The organism is Pseudomonas sp. BF-B-26 (assembly GCF_019956495.1).
In the GTDB taxonomy this organism is placed as follows: Bacteria; Pseudomonadota; Gammaproteobacteria; order Pseudomonadales; family Pseudomonadaceae; genus Aquipseudomonas.
This window is the reverse complement of record NZ_JAHBDP010000124.1, coordinates 47774-72638: the sequence shown is the minus strand read 5'-3', so window position 1 is coordinate 72638 and position 24865 is coordinate 47774. Positions and strand designations below refer to the sequence as shown.

The window sequence follows — 24865 nt, the reverse complement described above, 5'->3', positions numbered from 1 at the left end:
GCCATTTGCATACACTACAAAACAAATGTGGGAGTGATGGTGCGACGATTCGACCTGCTCGCGATGAGGCCCTAACATTCAACATCTCTGTCGACTGTCAGGCCGCTATCGCGAGCAGGCTCACTCCCACAAGGGGTGATGCGTTTACTTAACTTAGTGGAACAGTACTGCCGTTTTCTGCAGAGTCACCCAAACACCCCACGCCAACGGAATACCCACCACCAGCCATGCAGCCACTGCCAAAGGCTTGGTGCCCGCATCCGCTTTCCACTCCAGTACGGTGCTGCTGTCAGCCCCTTTGTCGTGGCCCAGCGCCTGTTCGGCGGCCAGTTCAGCGTCGGTCATGAAGTACTTGTCAGCCACCGGACGCACCAGCAGGTTGCAGATGAACCCCAGCACCAGCAGGCCCGCGAGGATGTACAAGGTGATGTCGTAAGCCGCGGCGCGTTCAACGCCGATGCTCAGCTGATACTCACGCAGGTAGTTCACCAACACCGGACCCAACACGCCCGCCGCCGCCCAGGCCGTCAGCAGACGACCGTGGATCGCGCCGACCATTTGCGTGCCGAACAGGTCCGCGAGATACGCAGGAACCGTCGCAAAACCACCGCCGTACATCGACAGGATGATGCAAAAAGCCGCCACGAACAGAGCAACGTTGCCCAGGTGACCGAGGTTCGGGATCAGCGCGTACAGGGCAAAACCCAGGGCGAAGAACACGAAATAGGTATTTTTGCGGCCCAGGTAGTCCGAGAACGAGGCCCAGAAGAAGCGGCCACCGATGTTGAACAGGCTCAGCAAACCGGTGAAACCGGCAGCAATCGCCGCGATCGAGGCCAATTGCGAAGCGTCCAGTTGACCGAATGTCAGGCCGTTACCCAACAACGTGCCAGCGAACACTTCCTGCAACAGCGGAGAAGCCATGCCGAGAATGCCGATACCCGCCGAAACGTTCAGGCACAGCACCAGCCACACCAGACGGAATTGCGGGGTTTTCCACGCCACATTCACGTGGACGTGACGGTGGGTGATCATCGCGTTGGAAGCTTTCTTCGCCGGAGCGGTCCAGCCTTCAGGCTTCCAGCCGGTTGGCGGAACGCGGTAAGACAGTGCGCCACCGATCATGAACACGAAGTAGATCGCGGCCATCACCAGGAAGCTCTGCCATACGCCGACGCTGGTTGGCGAAGCGAAGTGGCCCATCAAGGCTGCGGCCAGCGGAGCACCCACCATCGCGCCACCACCGAAACCCATGATCGCCATGCCGGTCGCCATGCCGCGCTTGTCCGGGAACCACTTGATCAGAGTCGATACGGGCGAGATGTAACCCAGGCCCAGGCCGATACCGCCAATGACCCCGGAGCCGATCCACATCAGCCATATCTGGTGGGTATAGACCCCCAACGCTGAAATCAGCAGACCGCCACACCAGCACAGGGCCGATACAACGCCAGCCTTGCGTGGCCCGGCGTGTTCCAGCCAGCCGCCCCAGATGGCGGCCGAGCAACCGAGGAAGATGAAGAACAGGGTGTAGATCCAGCCGAGCATCGAGATCGGCCAGTCGCATTGGGACGAGAAGACTTGCGAGATGAAGCTCATGTCCGGCGCGCAGGCCACTGCCTTGGTCACGCCCAGGGCTTTGGACAGTGGCAACCAGAACACCGAAAAGCCGTAGGCCATGCCGATGCACAGATGGATGGCCAACGCGGCCGGTGGTACCAGCCAGCGGTTGAAACCGGGCTTGGCGATGATGCGTTCCTTGGACAGGAACGCGGGCTGGTCGGCTTTGAGGCCGTCCGCCGTGATGCTCGTGGTCATGGTGTATCCCCCAATTATTAGAATGGTTCGTCAGCGCTCCTCACCCCCAGCCTTTATGCGCACGCATGACTGTTTTTGAGGTGAAGCTCCATTTTGGTGCGACATCGCGTCGCAGAAGGACGGACGAACCAGCAAAGGTTACCATCTGTACGTGACAGAAAAACCAAAGTGATATCACCTTTTGTATGTCATCAGTTCTCGTACCACTGAAGGAGCCCTCATGCCGATCATTGTCGAGCCGCTAAACGAAGCCACTTATCAAGATCAGCAAGATCTGCAGAAGATCTACCGCGATGCTCCGGACTGGCTGTTTGCCCCGTTTGCCGGGGAATTGCAGTTGATCGAAGGCTGCCTGCTGGACGGTTCGCTGATCGCCGGCCGCTTCAACGATCGACTTTTGGGCGCGGCACGTCTGCAACGGCACTCGGATGTCTGGCACCTGTCCCAACTATGCGTACGAAAAATTACCCGTCGTCGTGGCGTGGCCGAGCGACTGGTGAACGAAGCGCAGAAAATGGCGTCGCAATCGGGCGCGACATTGCGTTTGCTGGCGCCTGCCGGGCATCTGGAAGCACAAGCCCTGGCGGCCAAACTGAAAATACCGCTGGATGTGTTGCCGAGGTGATCGCTGACCGGTCGTCCGCTGCGGAGCGCTATACTCCCCGGCTAAATTTCGAATTCGACTAACTACAAGGACTCGCCCATGAAAGCGTTCGGCAAAATCCTGGGTCTGGTACTTCTCGGGCTATTGCTGATCATTGTGGCGCTGGGCTTTGCCCTGACCCACCTCTTTGATCCCAATGACTATAAAGACGAGATTCGCCAGATAGCCCGCGACAAGGCCCACATCGAGCTGACGCTCAATGGCGATATCGGCTGGAGCCTGTTCCCATGGCTGGGCCTGGAATTGCACGAAGCCACGGTCGCGACCCTGGCCAAGCCCACCGAGCCGTTCGCTGATTTGCAGATGCTCGGCTTGTCGGTCCGTGTGCTGCCGCTGCTGCGCCGTGAAGTGCAAATGAGCGATGTGCGCGTCGAAGGCCTGAACCTGCGCCTGACCCGCGACAAGGACGGCCACGGCAACTGGCAAGACATCGGCAAGGTACCGGCGCCGGCTACCCCGGCCACACCGCCCGCGACTACTGGCGAACCCCCGACCGAGACCACCGCCCAAGCGGAAAAACCGGCCCAGCCGATTCGCCTGGACATCGACAGCCTGACCGTCAACAACGCCCGCGTTGAATACAGCGACGAAAGAACCGGCAAGCAATTCAGCGCCGAAAGCATCCAGCTGAGTACCGGCCCGGTGCATGACTCCACGAACATCCCGGTCAAACTCACTGCGTTCCTGGGCACCAACCAGCCGGTCTTGCGTGTCCGTACCGAGCTCAACGGCGAGCTGCGTTTCGAGCGCGCACTGCAACGCTACAAATTCGAAGACATGAAACTCTCTGGGGAAGTGGCTGGCGATCCGCTGCAAGGCAAAACCATGACCTTCGCCGCCCAGGGGCAGTTGCTGCTGGATAAAGCGGCGAACGTCGCCGAATGGACCGGCATCAAGATCTCTGCCAACCAACTGCGCGCATTGGGTGAACTGAAGGTCAACGACCTCGACAAAACCCCGCAAATCAGTGGCGGCCTGTCGATCGCCCAGTTCGATCTGGCGAAATTCGTCGACAGCATTGGCCAGCAGCTTCCGGCGATGGCTGAAGGCAGCCTGAGCAAAGTCGAACTGGTCAGCCGCCTTGCCGGCACGCCGACCAGCGTGATCCTGGACGACATCAACCTCAAAGTCGACGACAGCACCTTCAGCGGCCGCATCGCCGTCGAGGACTTCGCCAAACAATCGCTGCGGGCGAACCTCAAGGCCGACACCTTCAACGTCGACCGTTATCTGCCACCCAAATCCGCCGAAGCCAACAGCGCGACGCAGGTGCGTAAGGCCGAAGTGGCCAGCACCGAAGCCGAAGCCATGGCTGGCCCGGGCAACACCCCGCTGCCGCCAGCACCGACCAAAGACGCGTGGAGCACCGAGCGCCTGCTGCCGGTGGAGCGCCTGAGCAAACTCGACGTAGACGCCGACCTCACCTTCGGTCAGTTGACCCTCGATAAATTGCCGATCCAGAACGCTGCGCTCAAGGCCTCGGGCCAGGGCGGTCTGCTGACTCTGGAAAGCCTTCGCGGCGACCTGTACGACGGCAACTTCGACGCCAAAGGTACGCTCGACGTGCGCCAACAGGTGCCAGCGCTGAACATACAGACGAGCATCAGCAAAGTACCCGTGGAAAAAATCCTCGAAAGCCAGGGTAAAAATCCGCCGGTCAATGGCCTGGTGACATTCAACAGCAACCTGACCGGCAGCGGCAACAGCCAGAAAGCGCTGATCGAAACCCTCAACGGCAATGCCAGTTTCATCATCAACAACGGCGTGTTGCTCAATGCCAACCTCGAACAACAGCTGTGCAAAGGCATTGCCACCCTGAACCGTAAAACCCTTAGCGGCGAGCCACGGGGCAAGGACACACCGTTCCAGGAGCTCAAGGGCAACCTGACCTTCCGTAACGGCGTGGCCAGCAACCCGGACCTGAAAGTGCGCATCCCGGGCATGACCGTCAACGGCGACGGCGACGTCGATCTGCGGGTGCTGGGCATGGATTACCGCGTGGGCGTTATCGTCGAAGGCGACAAGAGCGACATGCCGGACCCGGCCTGCCAGGTCGGCGAGAAGTTCGTCGGCATCGAGTGGCCGCTGCGCTGCCGTGGCCCGCTGGAACTGGGCGCCAAGGCTTGCCGCCTCGATAACGAACGCATGGGCCAGGTCGCGAGCAAACTGGCCGGCGAAAAAATCAGCGAAAAAATCGACGAGAAGCTTGGCGACAAAGTCAGCCCGGAACTGAAAAACGCGTTGAAGGGGCTGTTCAAGCGATGAGAGCCGAGCAGTTTTCATCGGCGGTGCTGGACTGGTACGACCGTCACGGCCGCCACGACTTGCCTTGGCAACAAGGCATCACCCCGTATCGGGTGTGGGTCTCGGAAATCATGCTGCAGCAGACTCAGGTCAGCACCGTGCTGAACTACTTCGACCGCTTCATGGCCTCGTTGCCGACGGTCGAAGCCCTGGCCGCTGCGCCGGAAGACGAAGTCCTGCACCTGTGGACAGGTCTCGGTTACTACACCCGTGCGCGCAATTTGCAGAAGACCGCGAAGATTGTCGTCGCCGAGCACGGCGGCGAGTTTCCGCGGGATGTGGAAAAGCTGGTTGATCTGCCGGGTATCGGCCTGTCTACGGCAGGCGCTATCGCCAGCCTGAGCATGGGCCTGCGGGCGCCGATCCTCGACGGCAACGTCAAACGGGTGCTGGCGCGCTTTACCGCGCAAGAGGGCTATCCGGGCGAGCCCAAGGTCGCCAAACAGCTGTGGGCCAACGCTGAGCGCTTCACGCCGCATGATCGGGTCAACGCCTACACCCAGGCGATGATGGATCTGGGCGCGACGCTCTGTACCCGCAGCAAACCAAGCTGCCTGCTCTGCCCGCTCGAAAAGGGCTGCGAAGCGCACATGCTCGGCCTGGAAACGCGCTACCCGATCCCCAAACCGCGTAAAGCCGTGCCACAGAAGCGTACGCTGATGCCGATGCTCGCCAACGGTGACGGCGCGATTCTGCTTTACCGTCGCCCTTCTACGGGCTTGTGGGGCGGTCTATGGAGCCTGCCGGAACTCGATGACCTCGACGACCTGCAACATCTGGCTTCGCAGCATTCGCTGGAGCTGGGCAGCCAACAGGCGCTGCCGAGCCTGGTCCACACCTTCAGTCATTTTCAGTTGTCCATCGAACCCTGGCTGGTTCAGGTCCAGGAGGCCGGCCATCACGTGGCCGAGGCCGACTGGCTCTGGTATAACCTCGCCACCCCGCCGCGCCTGGGCCTTGCCGCCCCGGTCAAAACCTTGCTCGAACGCGCGGCCGCCGTATTGAACGCAGGAGAGTCGTCATGACCCGCACCATCATGTGCCGCAAGTACAAAGAAGAACTGCCCGCCCTGGAGCGTGCTCCATTTCCTGGCGCCAAAGGTCAGGACATTTTTGACCACGTCTCGGCCAAAGCCTGGGCAGACTGGCAAAAGCACCAGACCCTGCTGATCAACGAAAAACGCCTGAACATGATGAACGCCGAAGACCGCAAATATCTTCAGGGCGAGATGGACAAGTTCTTTTCCGGCGAGGAATACGCCAAGGCTGACGGCTACGTTCCGCCGGCTGAATAATCCCGCTTTTTCGAGGGTCGGAACGTAAGCGACGGTAATAATTAAAATTTTTTTGAAAACTTTCTTGACGACCCCCTGAAAAACCAGTTTAATGCGCCCCGTTGCCCAGATAGCTCAGTCGGTAGAGCAGGGGATTGAAAATCCCCGTGTCGGCGGTTCGATTCCGTCTCTGGGCACCAAATACCGAAAACCCTGAATCGCAAGATTCAGGGTTTTTTTATGCTCGCGATTTGATCAGACCTCGCGCAAGTCGTCTCTCTTCGGCTAGTTTTCACTACCCCAATGGAAGACCAGATTGCGAGCAGCACCGCTTCCTACCTCCGCCGTATCACGCCGCTCCTCACCATTACGTGTCGCGACGACGGTGTACTTGCCGGGTGGCAGCTGCACGTAAACCAACGGGCCGGCCTCACTCAGCGTCAGCACGGGCGACCCCGGGGTTTTCTGAATGACCAGATTCACATCTGGCACATACTCATCCTTCGGCCCGGTGGAGAAGGTCATGTGCAGGTTGTAGCCCTTCGTATGTTGAATGGCTTTAGCCTCATCCTCTCCGATCCCTCCGGACAGGTAAGTAATCCCGTTTTGCTGTTGCTGCTGGACTTGCACACCTGTGCTGTCAATCGGTTCAAGACTGGCGGCGTTAAGCACGACTGGAAACATCAGTACGCCGACGGCGGCGATGGGCAGCATGAATGAATGGACGTTCTTCATGATGGTGACTCCCGGGTTGCTCAGAACCCAATCGTTACTCTTCTTAGATTTGTTACAGAATGTTCAAGTTTTAGATCGATTAGCACTTGAGCTAACTGCGAATCGGACTACGTGATGTATTCCTCATGCACGTGCTGTCGTCGGCCCGGTCCTGCAAAGCAAACTCGCCTTTCCTTCCGATTTACCAGCAACGCCCGGCATCGCGGACTATCACTCTCTTGCCATCCTCTTCCGCCTGTTTCCTTCAGCCGCGGAAAATGTCATGAGCCCTCTCAAACCCGGTAACACTCAAGATTCACAGATCACTTCACTGCTCGGCAATCTTGGCGAATTGATCCGTGAAGCGCGTCAGAAGGTGCTGCGAGCGGTCGATACCGTCCAGGTGCAAACCTGTTGGCAGATCGGACGGCATATTGTGGAGTTCGAGCAGGAGGGGGCTCGGCGGGCGGGATATGGGAAGCAGTTACTGGCGACGCTGGCGAAGAGTCTGACAGCAGAGTTTGGCAAAGGCTTTGACATCTCCAACCTTCGCTACATGCGCCTGTTCTATCAAGCATTCCCAATTCGTGACGCACTGCGTCACGAATTGAGCTGGACCCACTACCGCAGATTGCTACGAGTCGAGAACGATCACGCTCGCCATTGGTACATGAACGAGTCAGCGATGCAGAACTGGTCAAGTCGCGCCCTCGAGCGCCAGATCAATACCCTCTATTACGAACGCTTGCTGGCAAGTCGCGACCGGCCGGCCGTCAAACAGGAAGCCGCCACCCATATCGAGCAAATGAACGCCAGCCCTCGGGATTTCATCCGCGACCCAGTGCTTCTGGAGTTTCTCGGCCTGCCCAATGCGGGCTTGATCCAGGAAAGCGAACTTGAACAAGCCTTGATCAATCAACTCCAGGGCTTCCTGCTCGAACTGGGCAAAGGCTTCGCCTTCATCGCTCGCCAGCAACGCATCAGTACCGAGAGCAAGGACTTCTACATCGATCTGGTGTTCTACAACTACCTGCTCAAGTGCTTCGTCATCTTCGACCTCAAGCGCGGCGTACTGACCCACCAGGATGTCGGCCAGATGGACATGTACGTGCGCATGTACGACGACCTCAAGCGCGGACCGGAGGATGGTCCCACCGTCGGCCTCATTCTCTGCGCGCAAAAAGATGAATCGGTGGTGCGTTATTCAGTGCTGCAAGGCAACGAACAACTGTTCGCCAGTACCTACAGACTGGTACTGCCGAGCGAGGAGGAACTTCGCACAGAACTGGATCGGGAATGGGCGGTGCTTGAGGAGCGATTACTCAAGCAGAGGCTCCGATAAGCACGGGCGGATTGTTCATACGCTGCGCGAAGACTATCGTTGGCAGCTACCCGCAAAGGTCCGACGCCGATGAATTTGCAGGACATGCCCTCACTGGCACCCACTCAAACCGAGTTGCCACCGCGCACATCTACGGCAGGCGAACCGTTCAAGGAGCTCGCCGCAGACGGCTACAGCCTCGGCGGTTTTGCCTGGAGACACCCCCGCCAGGACGCAACCCGCCCGGTCGTCATCATCAACGCCGCCACCTCCGTCCGCTGCCGCCATTACTCGCGCTTCGCCGATTACCTGTTTGCCAACGGCTTCGACGTGATCACTTACGACTACCGTGGCATCGGCGAATCGCGACCCGCCTCGCTGAAAGGGCTTCGGGCTTCATGGTCAGATTGGGGCGCGCTGGACTTCGAGGCGATGCTCAAGCGCGCTCAGCGTGAATTCCCCGGGCAACCCATCGATGTTGTCGCCCACAGCTTTGGAGGCTGTGCAGCGGGCCTGGGAGCTTCCGGCCATATGATTCGACGTCTGCTGACCGTCGGTGCGCAATTCGCTTACTGGCGCGATTACGCGCCCGCCCATCGCTGGCGGATGTTCGGCAAGTGGCATCTGGTGATGCCATTGATGACATTGCTTTGCGGCTACTTCCCCGGAAAACGTCTCGGCTGGCTAGAGGACACCCCCGCCGGCGTGGTTCGCGACTGGAGCATGCCCACCGCGCACTACGAGAAACGCCCCAGCGGTCGCGTCCTTCACGCAAAATCCGGGCGACTGCCCTTCTCATCCGTCACCGCACACACCCTGGCCATCAGCATCAGCGACGATCCTTACGGCACGATTCCAGCCATCGAACGGCTGCTGGGTTACTTCACCAACAGCACGAACGCCCACCTGCGAATCGCCCCCGAAGACATCGGCGAACAAGAAGTCGGACATTTCGCCTTTTTTCGTAGCCCATACCAAGCCACACTATGGCCCATTGCATTGTCCTGGCTGCAGACCGGCAAACTGGCCCCCGACACACCAGGGCGGCTCGTGCCACGCAACTGACTGATGCGCCCACTCAACGGAATACGGAACGACGCCCATGGCATCCGCCAACAAGCAGAACAAACGCGCCACTCGCGCCAAAGCCAAGGCCAAGCAGAACCGCACCCAACGGGCTGCCGCGCCGGTCGAGCTGGACCCGAACGACGACCGCATCGACTTCGAATCGGTGGACCTGACCGACCTGTTCAAAGAAATGATCGACGCACAAAAGATCAGCCAGCAAGCCATGTGCAAGGTCTTCCTTGAACACCCGCTACTCGCGCTGGTGCTGGAGCAGGAAGGTGAAGAAACAGCGACAGACTTTATCGTCGCCGCGCTGATCGAATACCGCCAATGGTCCACCGAAGTGGACGAAGCCGGCGCACTGGCGTGGATCGAATCCCCGGCCTTCCAGACTGACTACGTGGCGGCGTCCGACGCCATCGCGGCCCAAACACAACCGAAAGCGAACTGAATTCAATGGCCTCCCTGAACAAGCAACAGAAACGCGCCAAACGCGCCAAGATCAAAGCCAAACAAATCAATATCCACGGCAGAAAACCCGCCGCACTGGACGATGACCTGGGCGAAATCGGCGAGCCGATCCCGGAATACACCCTGGCGATGTTCAGCAAAATGCACGACGCAGAAGCCACCAGCCGCAACGACATGCTGCTGACCTTGCTGTCGAACCTCGCCGGAATCATCAGCGACCATCCAGAACTGCTGGACATGGAAAACGCCGACAACGAAGCCATGGCCGCCACTCACCTGGCCGCCGACATGCTGATCGATTACCGCATGTGGGCCGACGGCATGGACCGCGACACCGCCCAGGCCTGGCTGACGGATCCGCAGTTCATCACTGACTTCGGCACGGCGCTCGACAGCTATCGCGAGTCGCTGGATGCTCAGGAAGTAAAGGCTGAGTAAACACTCGCCTCAGAAACAAAAACGGCCGCTTGTCATCACTGACAGCGGCCGTTTTGCGTTATGCGGTGCGAATCAGTTCAGCACCACCGCACCCATCTTCTGCAGCTTGCGACGACGAGCCACAAACAAACCGGCAGCCACCACCAGCAAACTCAGCAGACCGGTCGCGAGGATCTCCACCCGATGCGCTTCCTGGAACAGCATGATGGTCAGGGCCGCAACGATGAAGATGATCACCGCGTAGGTCAGGGCCGGGAACAGCCACATGCTGAAGGCGATTTTTTCACCGCGTGCCATGCGCTGCTTGCGCATACGCAATTGCGAGATGGCGATCACCAGGTACACCAGCAGCGCGATAGCGCCGGAGCTGGCCAGCAGGAATTCGAACACGGCGGCTGGGGCCACGTAGTTGGCGAAAACCGCGATGAACGCAGCACCGGTGGACAACATGACGGCCCAGTACGGCGTGCCGCTCTTGTTGGTGCGCTGGGAAACGGCCGGTGCATCACCGCGCTTGCCCAGAGAGAACATCATGCGCGAGGCGGTGTACAGCGCCGAGTTCAGGCAGCTGGTCACAGCAACCAGCACCACGATGTCGACGATCAGCTTGGCATTCGGGATGCCCATGCGCTCAAGCACAGTCTGGTAGGAGCCGACGGCTGCCAGTACCGGGTCGTTCCATGGCACCAGGGCCACAACGATGAAGATCGACACGAGGTAGAACAAGCCAATCCGCCAGATCACCGAGTTGGTGGCCTTGGAGATTTGCTGGCCAGGGTTCTTCGATTCCGCGGCCGCAATGGTCACGATCTCGGTGCCCATGAAGGAAAACATGGTGGTCAGGATCGCGCCCAACACCGCGCCCATGCCGTTTGGCAGGAAGCCCTGGGTGTCAAACAGGTGCGAAACGCCGCTGACCTGGCTGGTCGGCAGAAAGCCGAAGATCGCCAGAATGCCGAGGCCGATGAAACCGATGATCGCCACGACTTTGACCAGGGCGAACCAGAATTCGAATTCACCGTAGTTCTTCACGCTGAACAGGTTCGTCACCGTCAGCAGCAAGGTGATGATCAAGGTGAAGGCCCAGATCGCCACATTCGGGAACCAGGCGTGCAGGATGGTCGCGGCGGCGTTGGCTTCCAGCGGAATCACCAACACCCAGAACCACCAATAGAGCCAGCCGATGGTGAAACCGGCCCAGTGACCGATCGCACGATCGGCGTACGTCGAGAAGGAGCCTGTGTCCGGCGAGGCCACGGCCATTTCGCCGAGCATGCGCATCACCAGCACCACCAGCATACCGGCGGCAGCGTAGGCCAACAGCACGGCCGGGCCTGCAGCAGCGATGGCGTGGCCGGAGCCGACGAACAGGCCGGCACCGATAACCCCGGCGATCGACAGCATGGTCACATGACGCGGTTTGAGCCCCTGTTCGAGGCCATTGGAGCTTGGGGTACTGCTCATTGAAACTACCTTTGTAAGGAAAAGCGATGACGTTCACCCGGCGTGGCGTTCCTTCTCGTAAAAAGAAACCAACGGGGCGTTCCGTATTCTGCACGCAATAATTGCGCCAAAATGTTACAGAACGCCCAAGCATGGGGCTCTCCGCCAGACCGGGCAGTCATCGCAAGTCATTGAGATTAATGGCAATTCGCCAGAGCGTTACCCTGCGACCCACTTTAAGAACAAAACAGCGCACCAGAAACACACCCAAAAATATAGCGACGCACAATAAAAGTGCGGTTCAGGAACGTTTGGCCGGTTAGCGCTTCCAACCCCCCGGCAAAGCTGGCAACATCGCGCCCTTTTTTGGAACAGCCCCAGCCTTTTTATTGACAGGCAGGGTTCAAACGGCTGTTCGGTTGATAGCAGCGCGACAGTCTGCTGTACCGATGCGACAACCTGCCACAGACCACCCGTTTACCGCCCGTAGCGCTGTTGGCTGCCATTCAGACGCTATGCTAGCTTGGCCGCCTCGCCAGGAAGGCCGCCAATAGCAGGAGCGAAATACTTATGAGGAACGCACATGGCTGAGGCCACGCCCGCGCTTGAAATCCGCAACTTGCACAAACGCTATGGACAGCTTGAGGTGCTCAAAGGCATCTCGCTGACCGCCCGCGACGGCGACGTGATCTCGATCCTGGGTTCTTCCGGTTCCGGCAAGTCCACCTTCCTTCGTTGTATCAACCTGTTGGAAAACCCGCATCAGGGCCAGATCCTGGTGGCCGGCGAAGAACTCAAGCTCAAAGCCGCCAAGAACGGCGAACTGATCGCAGCCGATGGCAAGCAGATCAATCGCCTGCGCAGCGAGATCGGTTTTGTATTTCAAAACTTTAATCTCTGGCCGCACATGAGCGTGCTCGACAACATCATCGAAGCGCCGCGCCGGGTACTCGGCCAGAGCAAGGCCGAAGCCATCGAAGTCGCCGAAGCCTTGCTGGCCAAGGTCGGCATCGCTGACAAACGCCACGCCTACCCGGCGCAACTCTCCGGTGGCCAGCAACAACGCGCCGCCATTGCCCGCACGCTGGCAATGCAGCCCAAGGTGATCCTGTTCGACGAGCCCACCTCCGCCCTTGACCCGGAAATGGTCCAGGAAGTACTTAATGTCATCCGCGCATTGGCCGAAGAAGGCCGCACCATGCTGCTGGTCACCCATGAAATGGGCTTCGCCCGTCAGGTTTCCAGCGAGGTGGTGTTCCTCCACCAGGGCCTGGTCGAAGAGCAAGGATCGCCACAGCAGGTGTTCGAAAACCCGCTTTCGGCGCGCTGCAAACAATTCATGTCCAGCAACCGCTAACGGAGCTACCCGCATGCAGAACTACAAAAAGATCTTCCTGGCTGCTGCCGTCACCCTGGCCTTCAGCGCCGGTGCCGCCGCCGAGACCTTGAAGATGGGCATCGAAGCGGCCTACCCACCGTTCAACAACAAAGATGCCAGTGGCAATGTCGTCGGCTTCGACAAAGAAATCGGCGACGCCCTGTGCGCCAAGATGAAAGTCGAATGTACCGTGGTTACGTCCGACTGGGACGGCATCATTCCGGCCCTGAACGCCAAGAAGTTCGACTTCCTGATCTCCTCGATGTCGATCACCGACGAGCGCAAACAAGCGGTGGACTTCACCGACCCGTACTACTCCAACAAGCTGCAATTCATCGCGCCGAAAAACGTCGACTTCAAAACCGACAAGGATTCCCTGCAAGGCAAAGTGATCGGTGCACAACGTGCGACCCTCGCTGGCACCTGGCTGGAAGACAACATGGAAGGCGTTGAAATCAAACTCTACGACACCCAGGAAAACGCCTACCTCGACCTGACCTCCGGTCGTCTGGACGGCATCCTGGCGGACAAGTACGTCAACTACGAGTGGCTGAAAAGCGACGCCGGCCGTGCTTATGAGTTCAAAGGCGACCCGGTGGAAGAAAGCGACAAGATCGGTATCGCTGTACGTAAAGGCGATGAGATTCGTACGAAGCTGAACGCCGCACTGAAAGAAATCGTCGCTGATGGCACCTACAAAAAGATCAACGACAAGTACTTCCCGTTCAGCATCTATTGATTCTGACCTGCCGGGCCGGTGCCGTTATTTGACGGCGCCAGTCCTTGGTATTGCCTGCGTGATTTGAAAAGAAATCCATGACTATCGATCTCTACGGATTCGGCCCGGCGCTCGCCGCTGGCGCGCTGATGACTGTGAAACTGGCACTCTCGGCCTTGTGCCTGGGGCTGGTGCTCGGTCTGCTCGGTGCTTTGGCCAAGACTTCCCCGTACAAGCCGCTGCAATGGCTTGGCGAAACCTACTCGACCATCGTGCGCGGTGTCCCGGAACTGCTGTGGGTGCTGTTGATATACCTGGGCACCGTCAACATGATGAATGCACTGGGCGATCTCTTCGGGCACCCCGATTTGGCCCTGAGCCCCTTTGTCGCTGGCGTGGTTGCGCTCGGCTTGTGCTTCGGCGCCTATGCAACGGAAGTGTTTCGCGGCGCAATCCTCGCGATCCCCAAGGGCCACCGTGAAGCCGGCATGGCATTGGGCCTGTCGAAATGGCGCATCTTCACTCGGCTGATCATGCCGCAGATGTGGCGGATCGCCCTGCCAGGCTTGAGTAATTTGTTCATGATCCTGATGAAAGACACAGCCCTGGTATCAGTGATCGGCCTGGAAGAAATCATGCGTCACGCACAGAACGCCGTGACCTTCGCCAAACACCCGTTCACGTTCTTTATGGTTGCGGCCTTCATGTATCTGGGCCTGACAGTGCTCGCCATGACTGGCATGCACTATATGGAAAAACGCGCCGCCCGTGGCTTTGTGAGGACGACGTAATGGAATGGGAAGTCATCTACAAGTGGCTGCCAAAGTTTATCCAGGGTGCCACCCTGACGCTGGAACTGGTCGGTATCGCCGTCGTACTCGGCCTTCTGCTGGCCATTCCGTTGGGCATCGCGCGCTCTTCCAAGCTTTGGTATATCCGTGCGTTCCCCTACGCCTACATCTTTTTCTTTCGTGGCACACCGCTGTTGGTGCAGCTGTTCCTGGTCTATTACGGTCTGGCGCAATTCGACGCTGTGCGCGACAGCTTCATGTGGAAGTACCTGCGAGATCCGTTCTGGTGCGCCACGGCCACCATGACGTTACACACAGCCGCCTACATCGCGGAGATTTTGCGTGGCGCGATCCAGGCGATCCCGCCCGGTGAGATAGAAGCCGCACGCGCCTTGGGCATGTCCCGGACGAAGGCGTTGTTTTACATCATCCTTCCGCGAGCAGCACGGATCGGCCTCCCGGCTTACAGCAACGAAGTGATCCTGATGCTCAAGGCCAGCTCTCTGGCGAGCACCGTCACCCTGCTGGAGCTCACCGGCATGGCCCGTACAATCATTGCCCGCAACTACCTGACAGTGGATATGTTCTTCACGGCTGGCGTGTTCTATCTGGTGATGTCGTTTGTACTGGTGCAGGCGTTCCGTCAATTGGAGCGCTGGCTGCGCGTCGATGCCTGCCAAGGGCGTTGATTCCCACGTGCTGACGGGCGAGGCCCTACTCGCCCGCTTCACGGCGCTGGATGCTTTTCTGATCGAGTATCAGGCGTTATGGAAGCCTCGTCCGTTCACTCATCTGCGGCTTCCGTGGGAAGCGTCCTACCCCGAGTTGTCTGTATGGCTACGCGGCAGGTCATTGGACGATGCGGAAAATGCTCATAACCAACCCGCTCTTCTGGAGGCGCCGGAGCCATTCGCTTCACTGGCGGCGTTTTCCCTTGAGCTGAGCGCTGTAGGTGAATTGCCGCCTGATGCACTCGAAGCCGCTGGCCATCGGCTGAATGTCGATGTGCCGGGGCGCAAGTGGCAGCAGATCGAGGCGTTTGCCAGTCGACTGGAATTTTCTGAGTCGCCGAAACATTGGCTGGATTGGTGTTCAGGCAAAGGACATCTGGGGCGACGCCTGTTACAAACCGGTCAGCACCTCACTTGCCTGGAATATGACCAAGCATTGGTCATCAGTGGCCAGGCACTCAGTCAGCGTCATCATTTGCATGCCCTTCACGTCGAGCAAGACGTGCTCGCGCCGGGGGCGGCCTCTTTATTGAAGGCTGACCACACGCCAGTAGCGCTGCACGCCTGCGGTGATCTTCATGTGCGGCTAATGCAACTCGCGAGCGCCACCGGTTGCAAGCAGCTGGCCATCGCCCCCTGCTGCTACAACCGGATCAGCGTGAGCGAGTATCAGACGCTTTCCTCTGCGGGCATGCGATCCGACCTACAACTGTCGCTCGAAGATCTCTCGCTGCCGATGAACGAAACCGTCACTGCCGGCGCTCGCGTCCGACGTCAGCGTGACACCTCCATGGCCCGGCGCCTGGCCTTCGACCTGCTACAACGGCAACTGCGCGGCGTTGACGAGTACCTGCCCACCCCTTCCCTCCCCAGTGCCTGGCTGGATAAATCCTTTGCCGATTACTGCCATCATTTGGCCGCGCTCAAGGAGTTATCCACAACCGGACCGCAAGATTGGGCAGCACTCGAAGCTACCGGTTGGCAGCGACTGGCTGAAGTACGCAATCTGGAGCTAGTGCGCGGACTTTTCCGACGCCCGCTGGAGCTGTGGCTGGTACTTGATCGAGCCCTTTTCCTCTCCGAGCAAGGGTATGCGGTTCGCCTCGGCACCTTCTGCGAAAGCACGCTCACCCCGCGTAATTTCCTGATCCTCGCTGAGCGCCCTTAAAACGCCTCAACCTGTGGATAACTCTGTTGATGAAATTATCGTGGATCCAATATATACGGCTGTTTCGGGCTAGAAACACAACTGTTCAATTTTCGTACACCTGTAAAAAAAGCGGCAAAACAGGTATTTGCGAGCAAATGAGAACGGGTCCACAAATTTGCCTCTAAGCAGGTGCGGTACAGATCCCGTTGTGCATAAGCATTAAGGCAAAACAACATAACGACCTGCGAAACCTCAACTATCTTTGCCAAACGCCAGATTTTCCTGGCGTTCAAACAGCAAGGAGCTGGGAAAATCATGAGCACATTGAACAGTGCGCAGGAAGCCGTCGATACCGTCGCCAACCAAGCCATTGATGCTGCGCTGCAGCAAACCTTCGCGGTGGGCGGCGCCATCATCAACAACGCAACAGGCGAGGTCATCGCCGCGCTGCACAACAACGTGCTGATGCCTTTCCCCGGCAACGGCACCACGTACTTTCTACCTCATGACCCGACCGCCCACGGCGAGCGGCAATTGGTGGACTGGTACTACGAAAACGTCGCGCCATTGAACCTGCCACCGCCCAATCAGTTGACCGTCGTCACCACGCTAGACCCGTGTGCCATGTGCGCCGGTTCGCTGCTGACTGCAGGATTTAACGTCGCCGTCAGTGCGATCGATGACTACGCAGGCATCAACTACAACAGCCAGTTCACCTTTCCGTCGCTGCCGCCGCAGATCCGCCAACAGGCGCAGGCCACCTGGGGTTACTACGCGATTGCGGCGCCGGTCAGCCGGGCCTATCAGGGCTCGACCAGTCCGGTTTTTGCTGGCCAGACCATCGACTCGGCGGCTTACTTCCTCACCAGCTCGATTTTCTCCGCCAGCGTCAACACCGTGCGCGAGGCCAGCAACAACAGCGGTTTGCCACCGGATCAACTGCAAAACCCGGCAAACCTCCCGGCCAACAGCAAAGTCCGCCAGGCACTGACTGCGCTCAGCCCGTTTGCGCTGACCGTGCAATCGACGAACCCGCGTGACCCCGGCGCAGAACTCGCACCACCACTGTTACAAACCGCGCAGCACAGCCCGGTGTTCAACTCAGTGGCACTCATCGACCCGTTCGGCAACCTGCTGGTGTGCCTGGGAGGCGTCGAGAACCAGTCGCCGATTCGCACAGCGTTCATGGAAACCACCCGCAACTACGCGGTCCTGCGCTGGACCCTGATGAACGACCCCGACCCCGTCGTGCGCGCCGAGGCCGGCCAATACCTGACCCATCCGAAGTACGGCACCTTCGTCTTCCTCTACGCCCCCGACCCCACCACCCCGCAGGCCGTGATGACCTTCGGCGCGTACGGCTCGACCATGGAAGGCCCCGTGCCGCAGAGCTATCCGTCCAACCTGCAATACGTGTTGCTGCCGGGTAATACCACCCCGCAAGCCTTGTCGACACTGGCCCAGAACCTGCCGCCGTTCTACACCCAAAGCGTGCAAGTGGCGCCCGCGCAGGTGCTGAGTCAGGACCTGATCAACGCGGTTAAAAACGGCGTGTAACGCTTTAAAGCAATCGCATTGGCCGGCCCCGCAGAAGCGTCCGCGGGGCGGGCCTGACGCCTGCGCAAAAATAGTCTGAATTCAGGGGTTTACAGAACCAACCCAATCGCTATAATCGTCGCCCAACACGCCGGTATAGCTCAGTTGGTAGAGCAACTGACTTGTAATCAGTAGGTCCCGGGTTCGACTCCTGGTGCCGGCACCACATTAGGCTCCATTGCATTCTACTGAATGCTCTGGAAGCCCCGAAAACCCGCCCTTTGGCGGGTTTTTTCGTTCCAGAACCCTCTGTCGGGATCCAACAAAATCCCCCTTCCCCGAGGGTATGTTAGGGGTACTGCGATTTTCCGGTCAGGAGCGCGTACCCCTATGCCACGTCTAGCGATCCCTCTCAGCGACCTGCAATGCCGCACGGCCAAAACCCGCGAGCGCGCCTACAAACTGTTCGACGGTGGCGGCATGTACCTTTTCGTCAAACCCAATGGCGTGAAGACCTGGCGCTTGAAGTACACCAAGCCCAGCGGCAAGGAAGGTACGCTCATCATCGGCAATTACCCCATCGTTACCCTTTCCGTCGCACGACGTAAGCGAGACGAAGCCAAGGCGCTGCTGCTCGACAACCTCGACCCAATGGAAGAAAAGAAGAAGGCCAAGATCGTAGCCCAGCGGGCGGCACTGCTTTTCGAAACCGTCGCCCTGGAGTGGCACGCTGATATGTCCCGCCGCTGGACCGAAGGCCACGCGAAAACCGTAATGAGCCGACTGCGCACCCACGTCTTCCCGCTAATCGGCCAACGACCCATCGCTGAACTCGATACCCACGACCTGCTAGAGATCACCCAGCGCATTAAGGAACGCGGCACCATGGATGTGGCGTTAAGGGTACAGAACTACTTATCCACCATCATGCGCGGGGCCAAAAGGGCTCGGCAGATCACCATGAATCCTGCACTGGATCTGGCAGGCTCGATTCACGCGCCGCGCACAGTCCATCGCCCGGCCCTTTCCCTCAACCGCCTACCCGAACTGCTACACCGTATCGACAACTACAACGGCCGCGAGCTGACGCGCCTTGCCGTCCTGCTCACGCTACATGTATTCGTCCGCTCCAGCGAACTGCGCTTCGCTCGATGGAGTGAGTTCGACTTCCAACGCGCCATGTGGGAAATCCCCGATACGCGCGCACCGATTGAAGGGGTACGCAACTCCACACGCGGGACCAAGATGAACGGCGACATTCAAATGGTTCCGCTATCGCCGCAGGTCATCGAAATACTGGAGCGCCTGCGCAGCCTCAGTCGCTTTTCAGAGTTAGTGCTACCGGGCGACCACAAGTACTGGAAGCCCATGTCCGAGAACACGGTGAACACCATGCTCCGCAACGTCGGCTATGACACCAGCAAGGACGTGTGCGGCCACGGCTTCAGGACCATGGCCTGTAGCGCCCTACTGGAGTCCGGGTTATGGACCGACGCAGCCATCGAAAGACAAATGAGCCACAAGGAACGCAACCGCGTGCGCGCCGCGTATATCCACAAGGCCGAATTCCTCGAACAGCGCAGGCTGATCATGGCGTGGTGGAGTAACTACATCGACGCCAACCGCCATGGGCATGTGACGCCCCACGAATTCGCTCACCCGGTCGGCGACAACATTACCGCCCTACAAAATAACCGTGGCGCATCCAAACGTGGGTAAGCCAATAAGATCACCGCAGTCCGCCTTCCACGCGGGTCCATCCAAGCGGGGCTGCAAAGCCGCCCTGCTTGGATGGACCTCATGTAAAAAATCTAAAGCCCACGCAAATTATCTGTGGAAAACCATAGATTTCCACCGGTGGATAATTTCATCCACAGCCGCAGAGTTCCCGAAAATTCGAGCCTTGACCCAAATTATCCACAGGCGTAGAAAAGATCGGGCAAAGCGCTGTCGTTGACAGCAACCCAGGTAGCCAGAACCTTTAAGGCTACGCCACGTGGTGGTTCTCCCAAAGTGCGATTAGCGTCTGGCGGCTCGCACGGTCACAGCGATGTGATGGATGCCTACTTCTACCAGAGTGCCACTGCGGCAACTCATCCCCCTTTATAGCTGCCCTGCAGCAACCTATCCGCTTGGCCATTTCATTGCGCCAACCTGCGCCCGTCTCTTTCTTCCGGAAAGAGACGGGCGCTCCTACCGCTGCTGCAGCCCAACTCGTACAAGGCTTTGCGGCATTCCCCCTCGTGACAATCGGCGTGACAAACACCGAAGTCACCGGCAACAGCGATGCAGATGATGGTGCCGCAGCCCACGGAATGGACCGCACCTGACTGACAGTCAGGCATGCCCCGGTCATCGCATCACTGCCTTCACCCGACTCAGGATCTCGCGGTGCTGGTCTCGTCAACCAGTGCAGCCTCCACCCGCCCACTTCCTCGGAAGTGCTCAGGAGGCCAGATCATGAGATGCCCAAGCTCCCGGTCGTAAAGAGCCGCCAGTCCCGCGTTAGTGGACAACCCTCACAGGTCGCAGGGGCCTTGATCCCTGATAACACTCAACATTCTTGGCGGGATGACGTGGGGAAAGCTTCAAAGATTTGGCTTCGACAGGAATTTGATCATGGCACTGGTAGGTAAACGTGACGGGCGCAATTTTGGCTATGGCCGGCAACTGAGTTATGCCGGGCCACAGGCGCTACGCGATCTGTTTGGCGGCGGGCATTACGGGACGGTCAAAGCACACAGTGATCGTTGGCTGGCGTTTGTACGCTGGTGTCGGTCGGAGGATGGCCCGGGAATTAATGACGCACGGCAGATTGATCGGCAGACCCTGCTGGATTACGCGGAGCATCTGCGTCACCTGGTTGAGCGCAGCGATCTCGCCATCACCACTGCGCAAAACCGATTGTCCAGCGTCAATCGGACCCTTGCAGCGCTTCGCGGTGATCAGTATGTGAAAGTACCGAGTCCGAGCAAGGCGCTAGGAATGCGGCGCACCAGTGTTCGTCGTTCGGTGCCGCAAGGCCAAGACCGCGAACATGTGAAGAGGGTCGTAGAGGTGCTTTGCGCACACCAGCAGCCGCGTGCCGCGGCCATCGCTCAGTTAGCGCGAGCCACCGGCATGCGCTTACGTGAGGCCATTTTGGCCGACCTTCCGCGCTTAAAACGTGAGGCCGAACAATACGGCAAGATCAACATCCAGGATGGCACCAAGGGGGGCCGCTCAGGTGCCTCGGCACCTCGCTGGATCAGGGCGGATGATCATATTCGCGAGGCGCTGAGATTCGCCGAACAGGTCTCACCCGATGGTAGCCGCAACCTACTTGCACCGAACGAAACCTACCTCGATTTCCAACGGGGAATCGTCCGTCCTGCACGGGACATCCTCCATCAGTACAACCTCAAAGGCTTCCACGAATTGCGGGCAGCCTATGCGTGCGAACGCTATGAGCAAATCACCCACCATCCTGCCCCCATCAACGGTGGCCATTGCTATCAACTCGACCGACGTCTCGATCAGGAAGCCCGAGTACAAATCAGCTATGAGCTGGGGCACAACCGTATCGTCGTGGTGGCCGCTTACATTGGTGGTCTCGCATGAGCACGGTATTCGATATGGATCTGTTCCTGACGGGCGTCCTGACCGGGTCTCATACCACGCGCCAACGCCACCTGCGCCAGGCGAAGGCCATCCAAACAGCGATCGCTGAGCGCTGGCAACGCGACAATCCATGGACTTGGCAGAGAAAACACCTTGCGTGGTTTTTGAACCACCATCTAAACCAGCACACTCAATCGACGCGCTATTACTATTTGCTGACCATGCAATTACTCACTCATCGCTTAGGAAAATCCTGGCAGTTCAACAGGGGTCAAAATCTTATCAGCGCCAACACTTTGCACCCCATGGTGGATGTCATGACGCAAAAGATTGGTACTAAGTAGCGATTGCCTGCTCGTCGTCGGTCCGGAGCTCGCCCAATACTGAGCGCACCGGACGAGGTGCACCGAGATGCAGGTAACGTAGTTCATCCATCAAGGCACTCCAAAGTGAAGGGCCGCCCTTTTCCAGCACCTCCGCGCGCAAAGACGCTTCCTTGCTCGGATGCGTATGCCGAACGCCCCAGGCAGCCATATGTGCGAGCAGAGGTACAAGCTGTATTGCCGCTTCCGTGAGGCTGTAAATTCCTTTCTGCTGATGTTTCGGATCCGGACATCGTGTCAACAGCCCAGACGCGGCCAAGTGCTTCAGCCGACTTGCGAGGATGTTCGTGGCTATGCCTTCCTGGTTTTGCTCCAGCAAGGCGCCATAACTGCGTCTGTTCTCGAACATAACATCGCGGATAACAATCAGGCTCCAGCGGTCGCCGATCTGCTCAAGCGTCAGGTTGATCGGGCAGCCCGATCGTCTTGTTTGCTGCACTGCTGTTCTCCTTAAATTTCCACTTGCACTATGCAAGCAGCGCGAATATTATTCAACCACTTGCACTTTGCAAGCTCAGAAAGAGTCGAACATCTGGGCTTTTCAACACGGGTAACAGTGGCAATTCGGTGCTGCGTATGGCCGAAATGACGGTAACAGCGACATGGCACGATGAGCTGGCGTTTCGCTGAAGATCATTACAGTTGTACGGACCAACATACCCCCACCACACGGCCGTGGGAGATGGCGAAATTTAATCCGCCTACTCTCTCCTCAACCCAACAGATAACGAAGAGAGGACAAACCAATGAGCACCGAAGAGAGAAACAGGAATTTCGTGCTGGAAGCGTTTGATACGCTTTTCAACAAGCGCGACTATGCCGCGGCCGAACGCTTCTGGTCGCCCGACTATATCCAGCACAGCGCCTATATCGCGCCCGGTCGCGAAGGCCTGTTTGATCTCGTCAAGGCAGCGCCCGCCGAGTTTCGCTACGAAAATGGGCTGGCCGTGGCCTCGGGCGATTATGTCGTACTTCATGGCCGCTTCTCAGGATTCGGCGCCCCGACAAACTGGATCGTGGTCGACATAGTTCGTATCGAAAACGGCCAGCTCGCCGAACACTGGGATGTTATCCAAGACGAGGCCACGCGCGACGGTTCGAAAAGTGGGCTCCCGATGTTTGGCGATAGCTTTCCGAACTGATCCTACTGCGCCGCCCTTGGCGGCGGCCGCCAATTTTTCCTGAGGAAAATGACCATGACTGATGCAAAAACATTGCTGTTAGACCTTCTTGCCGTTGTTCCCGACGGCAAGAAATGTGCTGAGCTGTTCGCCGAGGACGGCGTGCTGGAACTCCCATTCCTCCATTCGCTCGGTATTCCGACCCGCCATCAGGGGCGCGAAGCCATCGCGAAACTCTATGATTTTGTCGGCGGCAACCTTTATCCCGGCTTCAGCTTCAAACCCGAAAATACCACGGTGCTGATCGACACGAAGGATCAGGTGTACGCCGAATATCTGTCGGAAGCGCGCGCGGCGTCGACCGGACGTCTCATCCATCACTTGTTCACGGGATACCTCGTTGTCGAGGGCGGCAAAATCAAGTTGCTTCGCGAGTCTCTTAATACGGTGGCGGCGGCACAGGCACTCTACCCAAACGGCGCTGCTGACATGCCGCCACCAGAGGCGGAGATTTTCTCGGTTCCTCCGGGATATGAAAGCTAGGGTTGCCGAGGCAGCTGGGGCAACGCATACATCGAAACGCACTTCATCGCCTCATTTGACCTCAACAACACCACCGAGGAAACACTCATGCCAATATTCCACGCCCACATTCCGGCCCAAAAATTCTCTAGCGAAGAGAAACGCGCGCTGGCGGATGCCTTGAATCTCGCTCTTCATGAAGCCATGGATACGCCCAAGGATGACCGTTTCGTCATCATCAGTGAGCACAAGGACGATGAGCTTTTCATCCATCCGACTTTTCCTGACATGAAGAGATCTGACAAGCGCATGGTCGTAACGGTAACGATAGGCACGAGCAGGACAGTGGAGCAAAAACGCAAGCTCGCGGAGTTGGTCACCCGTTACGCGGTAGAAAAGGCGGGCGTCAGTCAGGACGATATCAGCCTGATCATGTATGCCGTTCCCTTGGAGAGCATGAGCTTTGGCGGTGGCAAGCTGGTCTCTGACATTGACCTCTCCATGCCTTGGGTAAACAGGTAAAAGGACGAAGCTGCCCGGTTCTTGGAAATGGGGCAGCGAAACTGACTCGAAACCAATGTCTCGTTCGTTTCTCAGGTGTGGGGCTCATGCGGCTCCGATCCGACACCATGTTCTGGACGGGTATCGGGATGTATGCAGCTATCACTTCGACCATGGTGTTGCGCACGCGCACCGAGCTGCAGGCACTGTAGGCGGCAGTCCTTGCGCTCGTCCCCAAAGAGGTAGGCTATGACCAATTGGCATTTCTACGAGCCGGCACAGGGACATTCCCTGCGGCACGATCCGCTCAACGCCATCGTCGCTCCGCGCCCGATCGGCTGGATCAGTACTGTCTCCAACGACGGCGTACGTAACCTTGCTCCCTACAGTTTTTTTAACCTATTCAGCTACAAACCGCCGATTATCGGCTTTTGCTCGCTTGGCGCGAAGGACTCGCTCGCCAATGCGCGTGCGACCGGCGAATTCGTATGGAATCTGGCGACGCGAGAACTCGCCGAGGCGATGAACGCCTCTGCGGCGATGGCACCAGCGGACGTCGATGAATTCGAGTTGGCCAAGCTGGAGACGCTGCCCTCCGCAAAAGTACGGCCATCGCGCGTTGCGGCTAGCCCGGTGCAGTTCGAGTGCGTGGTCACCCAGATCGTGCAGCTTGAGGCGCAAGGCGGTGCGGCGCTCCCGGCGTGGCTGGTGTTGGGCGAAGTAGTAGCGATCCACATTGATCAGCAACTGATCAAAGACGGCGTGTATCAGACTGCGCAGGCGCGCCCGATCCTGCGCGGAGGTGGGCCGGCCGACTATTTCGAAATCGGCGCGGAGCAGCTCTTCACGCTTGAGCGACCAGGCAATTGACCTGGTATCGAGTGACCGAGGCAAAAGGGTGGAAGGCATGAACTGCCACT

The 24865-nt window shown here is 58.5% G+C and carries 25 protein-coding genes and 2 tRNA genes; 23 read left to right on the top strand and 4 right to left on the bottom strand.

Going from position 1 to position 24865, the window contains the following annotated elements; genetic code table 11:
* Window positions 1-153 precede the first annotated feature (153 nt).
* Window positions 154-1818 carry an OFA family MFS transporter gene (locus KGB03_RS27655; RefSeq protein ID WP_008149415.1) on the bottom strand — a complete coding sequence of 555 codons (1665 nt, stop codon included), beginning with the start codon at window positions 1816-1818 and terminating at the stop codon, window positions 154-156.
* A 220-nt stretch (window positions 1819-2038) separates the two neighbouring features.
* Here KGB03_RS27655 and KGB03_RS27650 point away from each other — a divergent pair, with 220 nt between their 5' ends.
* The 5 genes from KGB03_RS27650 to KGB03_RS27630 all read left to right on the top strand — a co-directional run bounded on the left by KGB03_RS27650 (window position 2039) and on the right by KGB03_RS27630 (window position 6259).
* On the top strand, window positions 2039-2443 hold the full coding sequence (locus tag KGB03_RS27650) for an acetyl-CoA sensor PanZ family protein (RefSeq protein WP_223530390.1): 405 nt from the start codon (window positions 2039-2041) through the stop codon (window positions 2441-2443).
* Window positions 2444-2521: 78 nt separating this feature from the next.
* On the top strand, window positions 2522-4747 hold the full coding sequence (locus tag KGB03_RS27645) for an AsmA family protein (RefSeq protein ID WP_223530389.1): 2226 nt from the start codon (window positions 2522-2524) through the stop codon (window positions 4745-4747).
* The gene (gene mutY, locus KGB03_RS27640) at window positions 4744-5811 is read left to right on the top strand and encodes an A/G-specific adenine glycosylase (protein WP_223530387.1); all 1068 of its coding nucleotides are present in this window, start codon (window positions 4744-4746) and stop codon (window positions 5809-5811) included. The genes KGB03_RS27645 and mutY overlap by 4 nt, the downstream gene beginning before the upstream one ends.
* On the top strand, window positions 5808-6080 hold the full coding sequence (locus KGB03_RS27635; protein ID WP_008149405.1) for an oxidative damage protection protein: 273 nt from the start codon (window positions 5808-5810) through the stop codon (window positions 6078-6080). The genes mutY and KGB03_RS27635 overlap by 4 nt, the downstream gene beginning before the upstream one ends.
* Window positions 6081-6183: 103 nt before the next feature.
* Window positions 6184-6259: transfer RNA gene (locus KGB03_RS27630), tRNA-Phe, on the top strand.
* Between the two features lie 85 nt (window positions 6260-6344).
* Here KGB03_RS27630 and KGB03_RS27625 read toward each other — a convergent pair.
* On the bottom strand, window positions 6345-6794 hold the full coding sequence (locus KGB03_RS27625) for a carboxypeptidase regulatory-like domain-containing protein (RefSeq protein WP_218536846.1): 450 nt from the start codon (window positions 6792-6794) through the stop codon (window positions 6345-6347).
* Between the two features lie 262 nt (window positions 6795-7056).
* Here KGB03_RS27625 and KGB03_RS27620 point away from each other — a divergent pair, with 262 nt between their 5' ends.
* The 4 genes from KGB03_RS27620 to KGB03_RS27605 all read left to right on the top strand — a co-directional run bounded on the left by KGB03_RS27620 (window position 7057) and on the right by KGB03_RS27605 (window position 10071).
* Window positions 7057-8115 (top strand): YhcG family protein, encoded by a 1059-nt coding sequence (locus KGB03_RS27620; RefSeq protein ID WP_223530385.1) that lies wholly within the window; start codon window positions 7057-7059, stop codon window positions 8113-8115.
* Between the two features lie 69 nt (window positions 8116-8184).
* Complete coding sequence (locus KGB03_RS27615; protein WP_223530380.1) at window positions 8185-9159, top strand: alpha/beta fold hydrolase; 975 nt, start codon at window positions 8185-8187, stop codon at window positions 9157-9159.
* Window positions 9160-9196: 37 nt separating this feature from the next.
* The gene (locus KGB03_RS27610) at window positions 9197-9613 is read left to right on the top strand and encodes a hypothetical protein (RefSeq protein WP_223530372.1); all 417 of its coding nucleotides are present in this window, start codon (window positions 9197-9199) and stop codon (window positions 9611-9613) included.
* A 5-nt stretch (window positions 9614-9618) separates the two neighbouring features.
* Window positions 9619-10071, top strand: a complete 453-nt coding sequence (locus KGB03_RS27605; protein ID WP_218536843.1) for a hypothetical protein — start codon at window positions 9619-9621, stop codon at window positions 10069-10071.
* Between the two features lie 72 nt (window positions 10072-10143).
* On the opposite strand, the gene gabP is transcribed toward KGB03_RS27605, so the two are convergent.
* A complete protein-coding gene (gene gabP, locus KGB03_RS27600) occupies window positions 10144-11535 on the bottom strand; it encodes a GABA permease (protein ID WP_223530369.1) in 1392 nt (463 codons plus the stop codon).
* Window positions 11536-12097: 562 nt separating this feature from the next.
* Here gabP and KGB03_RS27595 point away from each other — a divergent pair.
* From KGB03_RS27595 to KGB03_RS27550, 10 genes are all read left to right on the top strand, one after another.
* Complete coding sequence (locus tag KGB03_RS27595) at window positions 12098-12871, top strand: ABC transporter ATP-binding protein (protein WP_046045546.1); 774 nt, start codon at window positions 12098-12100, stop codon at window positions 12869-12871.
* A gap of 13 nt (window positions 12872-12884) precedes the next feature.
* Window positions 12885-13631 carry an ABC transporter substrate-binding protein gene (locus KGB03_RS27590; RefSeq protein WP_111449438.1) on the top strand — a complete coding sequence of 249 codons (747 nt, stop codon included), beginning with the start codon at window positions 12885-12887 and terminating at the stop codon, window positions 13629-13631.
* Between the two features lie 77 nt (window positions 13632-13708).
* Entirely contained in the window at window positions 13709-14401 is a 693-nt protein-coding gene (locus KGB03_RS27585) for an ABC transporter permease (protein ID WP_223530358.1), read from the top strand.
* A complete protein-coding gene (locus KGB03_RS27580; protein WP_218536839.1) occupies window positions 14401-15090 on the top strand; it encodes an ABC transporter permease in 690 nt (229 codons plus the stop codon). The genes KGB03_RS27585 and KGB03_RS27580 overlap by 1 nt, the downstream gene beginning before the upstream one ends.
* Entirely contained in the window at window positions 15071-16300 is a 1230-nt protein-coding gene (locus KGB03_RS27575; RefSeq protein ID WP_223530356.1) for a methyltransferase, read from the top strand. The genes KGB03_RS27580 and KGB03_RS27575 overlap by 20 nt, the downstream gene beginning before the upstream one ends.
* 297 nt (window positions 16301-16597) lie before the next feature.
* Complete coding sequence (locus KGB03_RS27570; protein ID WP_223530354.1) at window positions 16598-17839, top strand: nucleoside deaminase; 1242 nt, start codon at window positions 16598-16600, stop codon at window positions 17837-17839.
* Between the two features lie 129 nt (window positions 17840-17968).
* Window positions 17969-18044 (top strand) — tRNA-Thr (locus KGB03_RS27565).
* Between the two features lie 164 nt (window positions 18045-18208).
* Window positions 18209-19537, top strand: coding sequence for a tyrosine-type recombinase/integrase (locus KGB03_RS27560; RefSeq protein WP_102680696.1), 1329 nt, complete (start codon window positions 18209-18211; stop codon window positions 19535-19537).
* Between the two features lie 900 nt (window positions 19538-20437).
* Complete coding sequence (locus tag KGB03_RS27555; protein ID WP_102680697.1) at window positions 20438-21418, top strand: integrase domain-containing protein; 981 nt, start codon at window positions 20438-20440, stop codon at window positions 21416-21418.
* Window positions 21415-21762 carry a hypothetical protein gene (locus KGB03_RS27550; protein WP_223530352.1) on the top strand — a complete coding sequence of 116 codons (348 nt, stop codon included), beginning with the start codon at window positions 21415-21417 and terminating at the stop codon, window positions 21760-21762. The genes KGB03_RS27555 and KGB03_RS27550 overlap by 4 nt, the downstream gene beginning before the upstream one ends.
* Here KGB03_RS27550 and KGB03_RS27545 read toward each other — a convergent pair.
* Window positions 21755-22240 (bottom strand): winged helix-turn-helix transcriptional regulator, encoded by a 486-nt coding sequence (locus KGB03_RS27545; protein WP_223530350.1) that lies wholly within the window; start codon window positions 22238-22240, stop codon window positions 21755-21757. The genes KGB03_RS27550 and KGB03_RS27545 overlap by 8 nt on opposite strands.
* Window positions 22241-22547: 307 nt before the next feature.
* On the opposite strand from KGB03_RS27545, the gene KGB03_RS27540 reads away from it, so the two are divergent.
* From KGB03_RS27540 to KGB03_RS27525, 4 genes are all read left to right on the top strand, one after another.
* A complete protein-coding gene (locus KGB03_RS27540) occupies window positions 22548-22943 on the top strand; it encodes a nuclear transport factor 2 family protein (protein ID WP_192343066.1) in 396 nt (131 codons plus the stop codon).
* Window positions 22944-22997: 54 nt separating this feature from the next.
* Window positions 22998-23465, top strand: coding sequence for a nuclear transport factor 2 family protein (locus tag KGB03_RS27535; RefSeq protein WP_223530348.1), 468 nt, complete (start codon window positions 22998-23000; stop codon window positions 23463-23465).
* 87 nt (window positions 23466-23552) lie between these two features.
* Window positions 23553-23966, top strand: coding sequence for a tautomerase family protein (locus KGB03_RS27530; protein ID WP_223530345.1), 414 nt, complete (start codon window positions 23553-23555; stop codon window positions 23964-23966).
* Window positions 23967-24194: 228 nt separating this feature from the next.
* Entirely contained in the window at window positions 24195-24815 is a 621-nt protein-coding gene (locus KGB03_RS27525; RefSeq protein WP_223530343.1) for a flavin reductase family protein, read from the top strand.
* Window positions 24816-24865: the final 50 nt, after the last annotated feature.

Coding starts and splice junctions, on each gene's coding strand:
- KGB03_RS27625 (WP_218536846.1), bottom strand. CDS start 6,794: ATGAAGAACGTCCATTCATTCATGCTGCCCATCGCCGCCGTCGGCGTA.
- KGB03_RS27525 (WP_223530343.1), top strand. CDS start 24,195: ATGACCAATTGGCATTTCTACGAGCCGGCACAGGGACATTCCCTGCGG.
- KGB03_RS27580 (WP_218536839.1), top strand. CDS start 14,401: ATGGAATGGGAAGTCATCTACAAGTGGCTGCCAAAGTTTATCCAGGGT.
- KGB03_RS27550 (WP_223530352.1), top strand. CDS start 21,415: ATGAGCACGGTATTCGATATGGATCTGTTCCTGACGGGCGTCCTGACC.
- KGB03_RS27535 (WP_223530348.1), top strand. CDS start 22,998: ATGACTGATGCAAAAACATTGCTGTTAGACCTTCTTGCCGTTGTTCCC.
- KGB03_RS27615 (WP_223530380.1), top strand. CDS start 8,185: ATGAATTTGCAGGACATGCCCTCACTGGCACCCACTCAAACCGAGTTG.
- mutY (WP_223530387.1), top strand. CDS start 4,744: ATGAGAGCCGAGCAGTTTTCATCGGCGGTGCTGGACTGGTACGACCGT.
- KGB03_RS27585 (WP_223530358.1), top strand. CDS start 13,709: ATGACTATCGATCTCTACGGATTCGGCCCGGCGCTCGCCGCTGGCGCG.
- KGB03_RS27620 (WP_223530385.1), top strand. CDS start 7,057: ATGAGCCCTCTCAAACCCGGTAACACTCAAGATTCACAGATCACTTCA.
- KGB03_RS27610 (WP_223530372.1), top strand. CDS start 9,197: ATGGCATCCGCCAACAAGCAGAACAAACGCGCCACTCGCGCCAAAGCC.
- KGB03_RS27530 (WP_223530345.1), top strand. CDS start 23,553: ATGCCAATATTCCACGCCCACATTCCGGCCCAAAAATTCTCTAGCGAA.
- KGB03_RS27635 (WP_008149405.1), top strand. CDS start 5,808: ATGACCCGCACCATCATGTGCCGCAAGTACAAAGAAGAACTGCCCGCC.
- KGB03_RS27570 (WP_223530354.1), top strand. CDS start 16,598: ATGAGCACATTGAACAGTGCGCAGGAAGCCGTCGATACCGTCGCCAAC.
- KGB03_RS27540 (WP_192343066.1), top strand. CDS start 22,548: ATGAGCACCGAAGAGAGAAACAGGAATTTCGTGCTGGAAGCGTTTGAT.
- KGB03_RS27595 (WP_046045546.1), top strand. CDS start 12,098: ATGGCTGAGGCCACGCCCGCGCTTGAAATCCGCAACTTGCACAAACGC.
- KGB03_RS27605 (WP_218536843.1), top strand. CDS start 9,619: ATGGCCTCCCTGAACAAGCAACAGAAACGCGCCAAACGCGCCAAGATC.
- gabP (WP_223530369.1), bottom strand. CDS start 11,535: ATGAGCAGTACCCCAAGCTCCAATGGCCTCGAACAGGGGCTCAAACCG.
- KGB03_RS27645 (WP_223530389.1), top strand. CDS start 2,522: ATGAAAGCGTTCGGCAAAATCCTGGGTCTGGTACTTCTCGGGCTATTG.
- KGB03_RS27575 (WP_223530356.1), top strand. CDS start 15,071: ATGCCTGCCAAGGGCGTTGATTCCCACGTGCTGACGGGCGAGGCCCTA.
- KGB03_RS27560 (WP_102680696.1), top strand. CDS start 18,209: ATGCCACGTCTAGCGATCCCTCTCAGCGACCTGCAATGCCGCACGGCC.
- KGB03_RS27590 (WP_111449438.1), top strand. CDS start 12,885: ATGCAGAACTACAAAAAGATCTTCCTGGCTGCTGCCGTCACCCTGGCC.
- KGB03_RS27655 (WP_008149415.1), bottom strand. CDS start 1,818: ATGACCACGAGCATCACGGCGGACGGCCTCAAAGCCGACCAGCCCGCG.
- KGB03_RS27555 (WP_102680697.1), top strand. CDS start 20,438: ATGGCACTGGTAGGTAAACGTGACGGGCGCAATTTTGGCTATGGCCGG.
- KGB03_RS27650 (WP_223530390.1), top strand. CDS start 2,039: ATGCCGATCATTGTCGAGCCGCTAAACGAAGCCACTTATCAAGATCAG.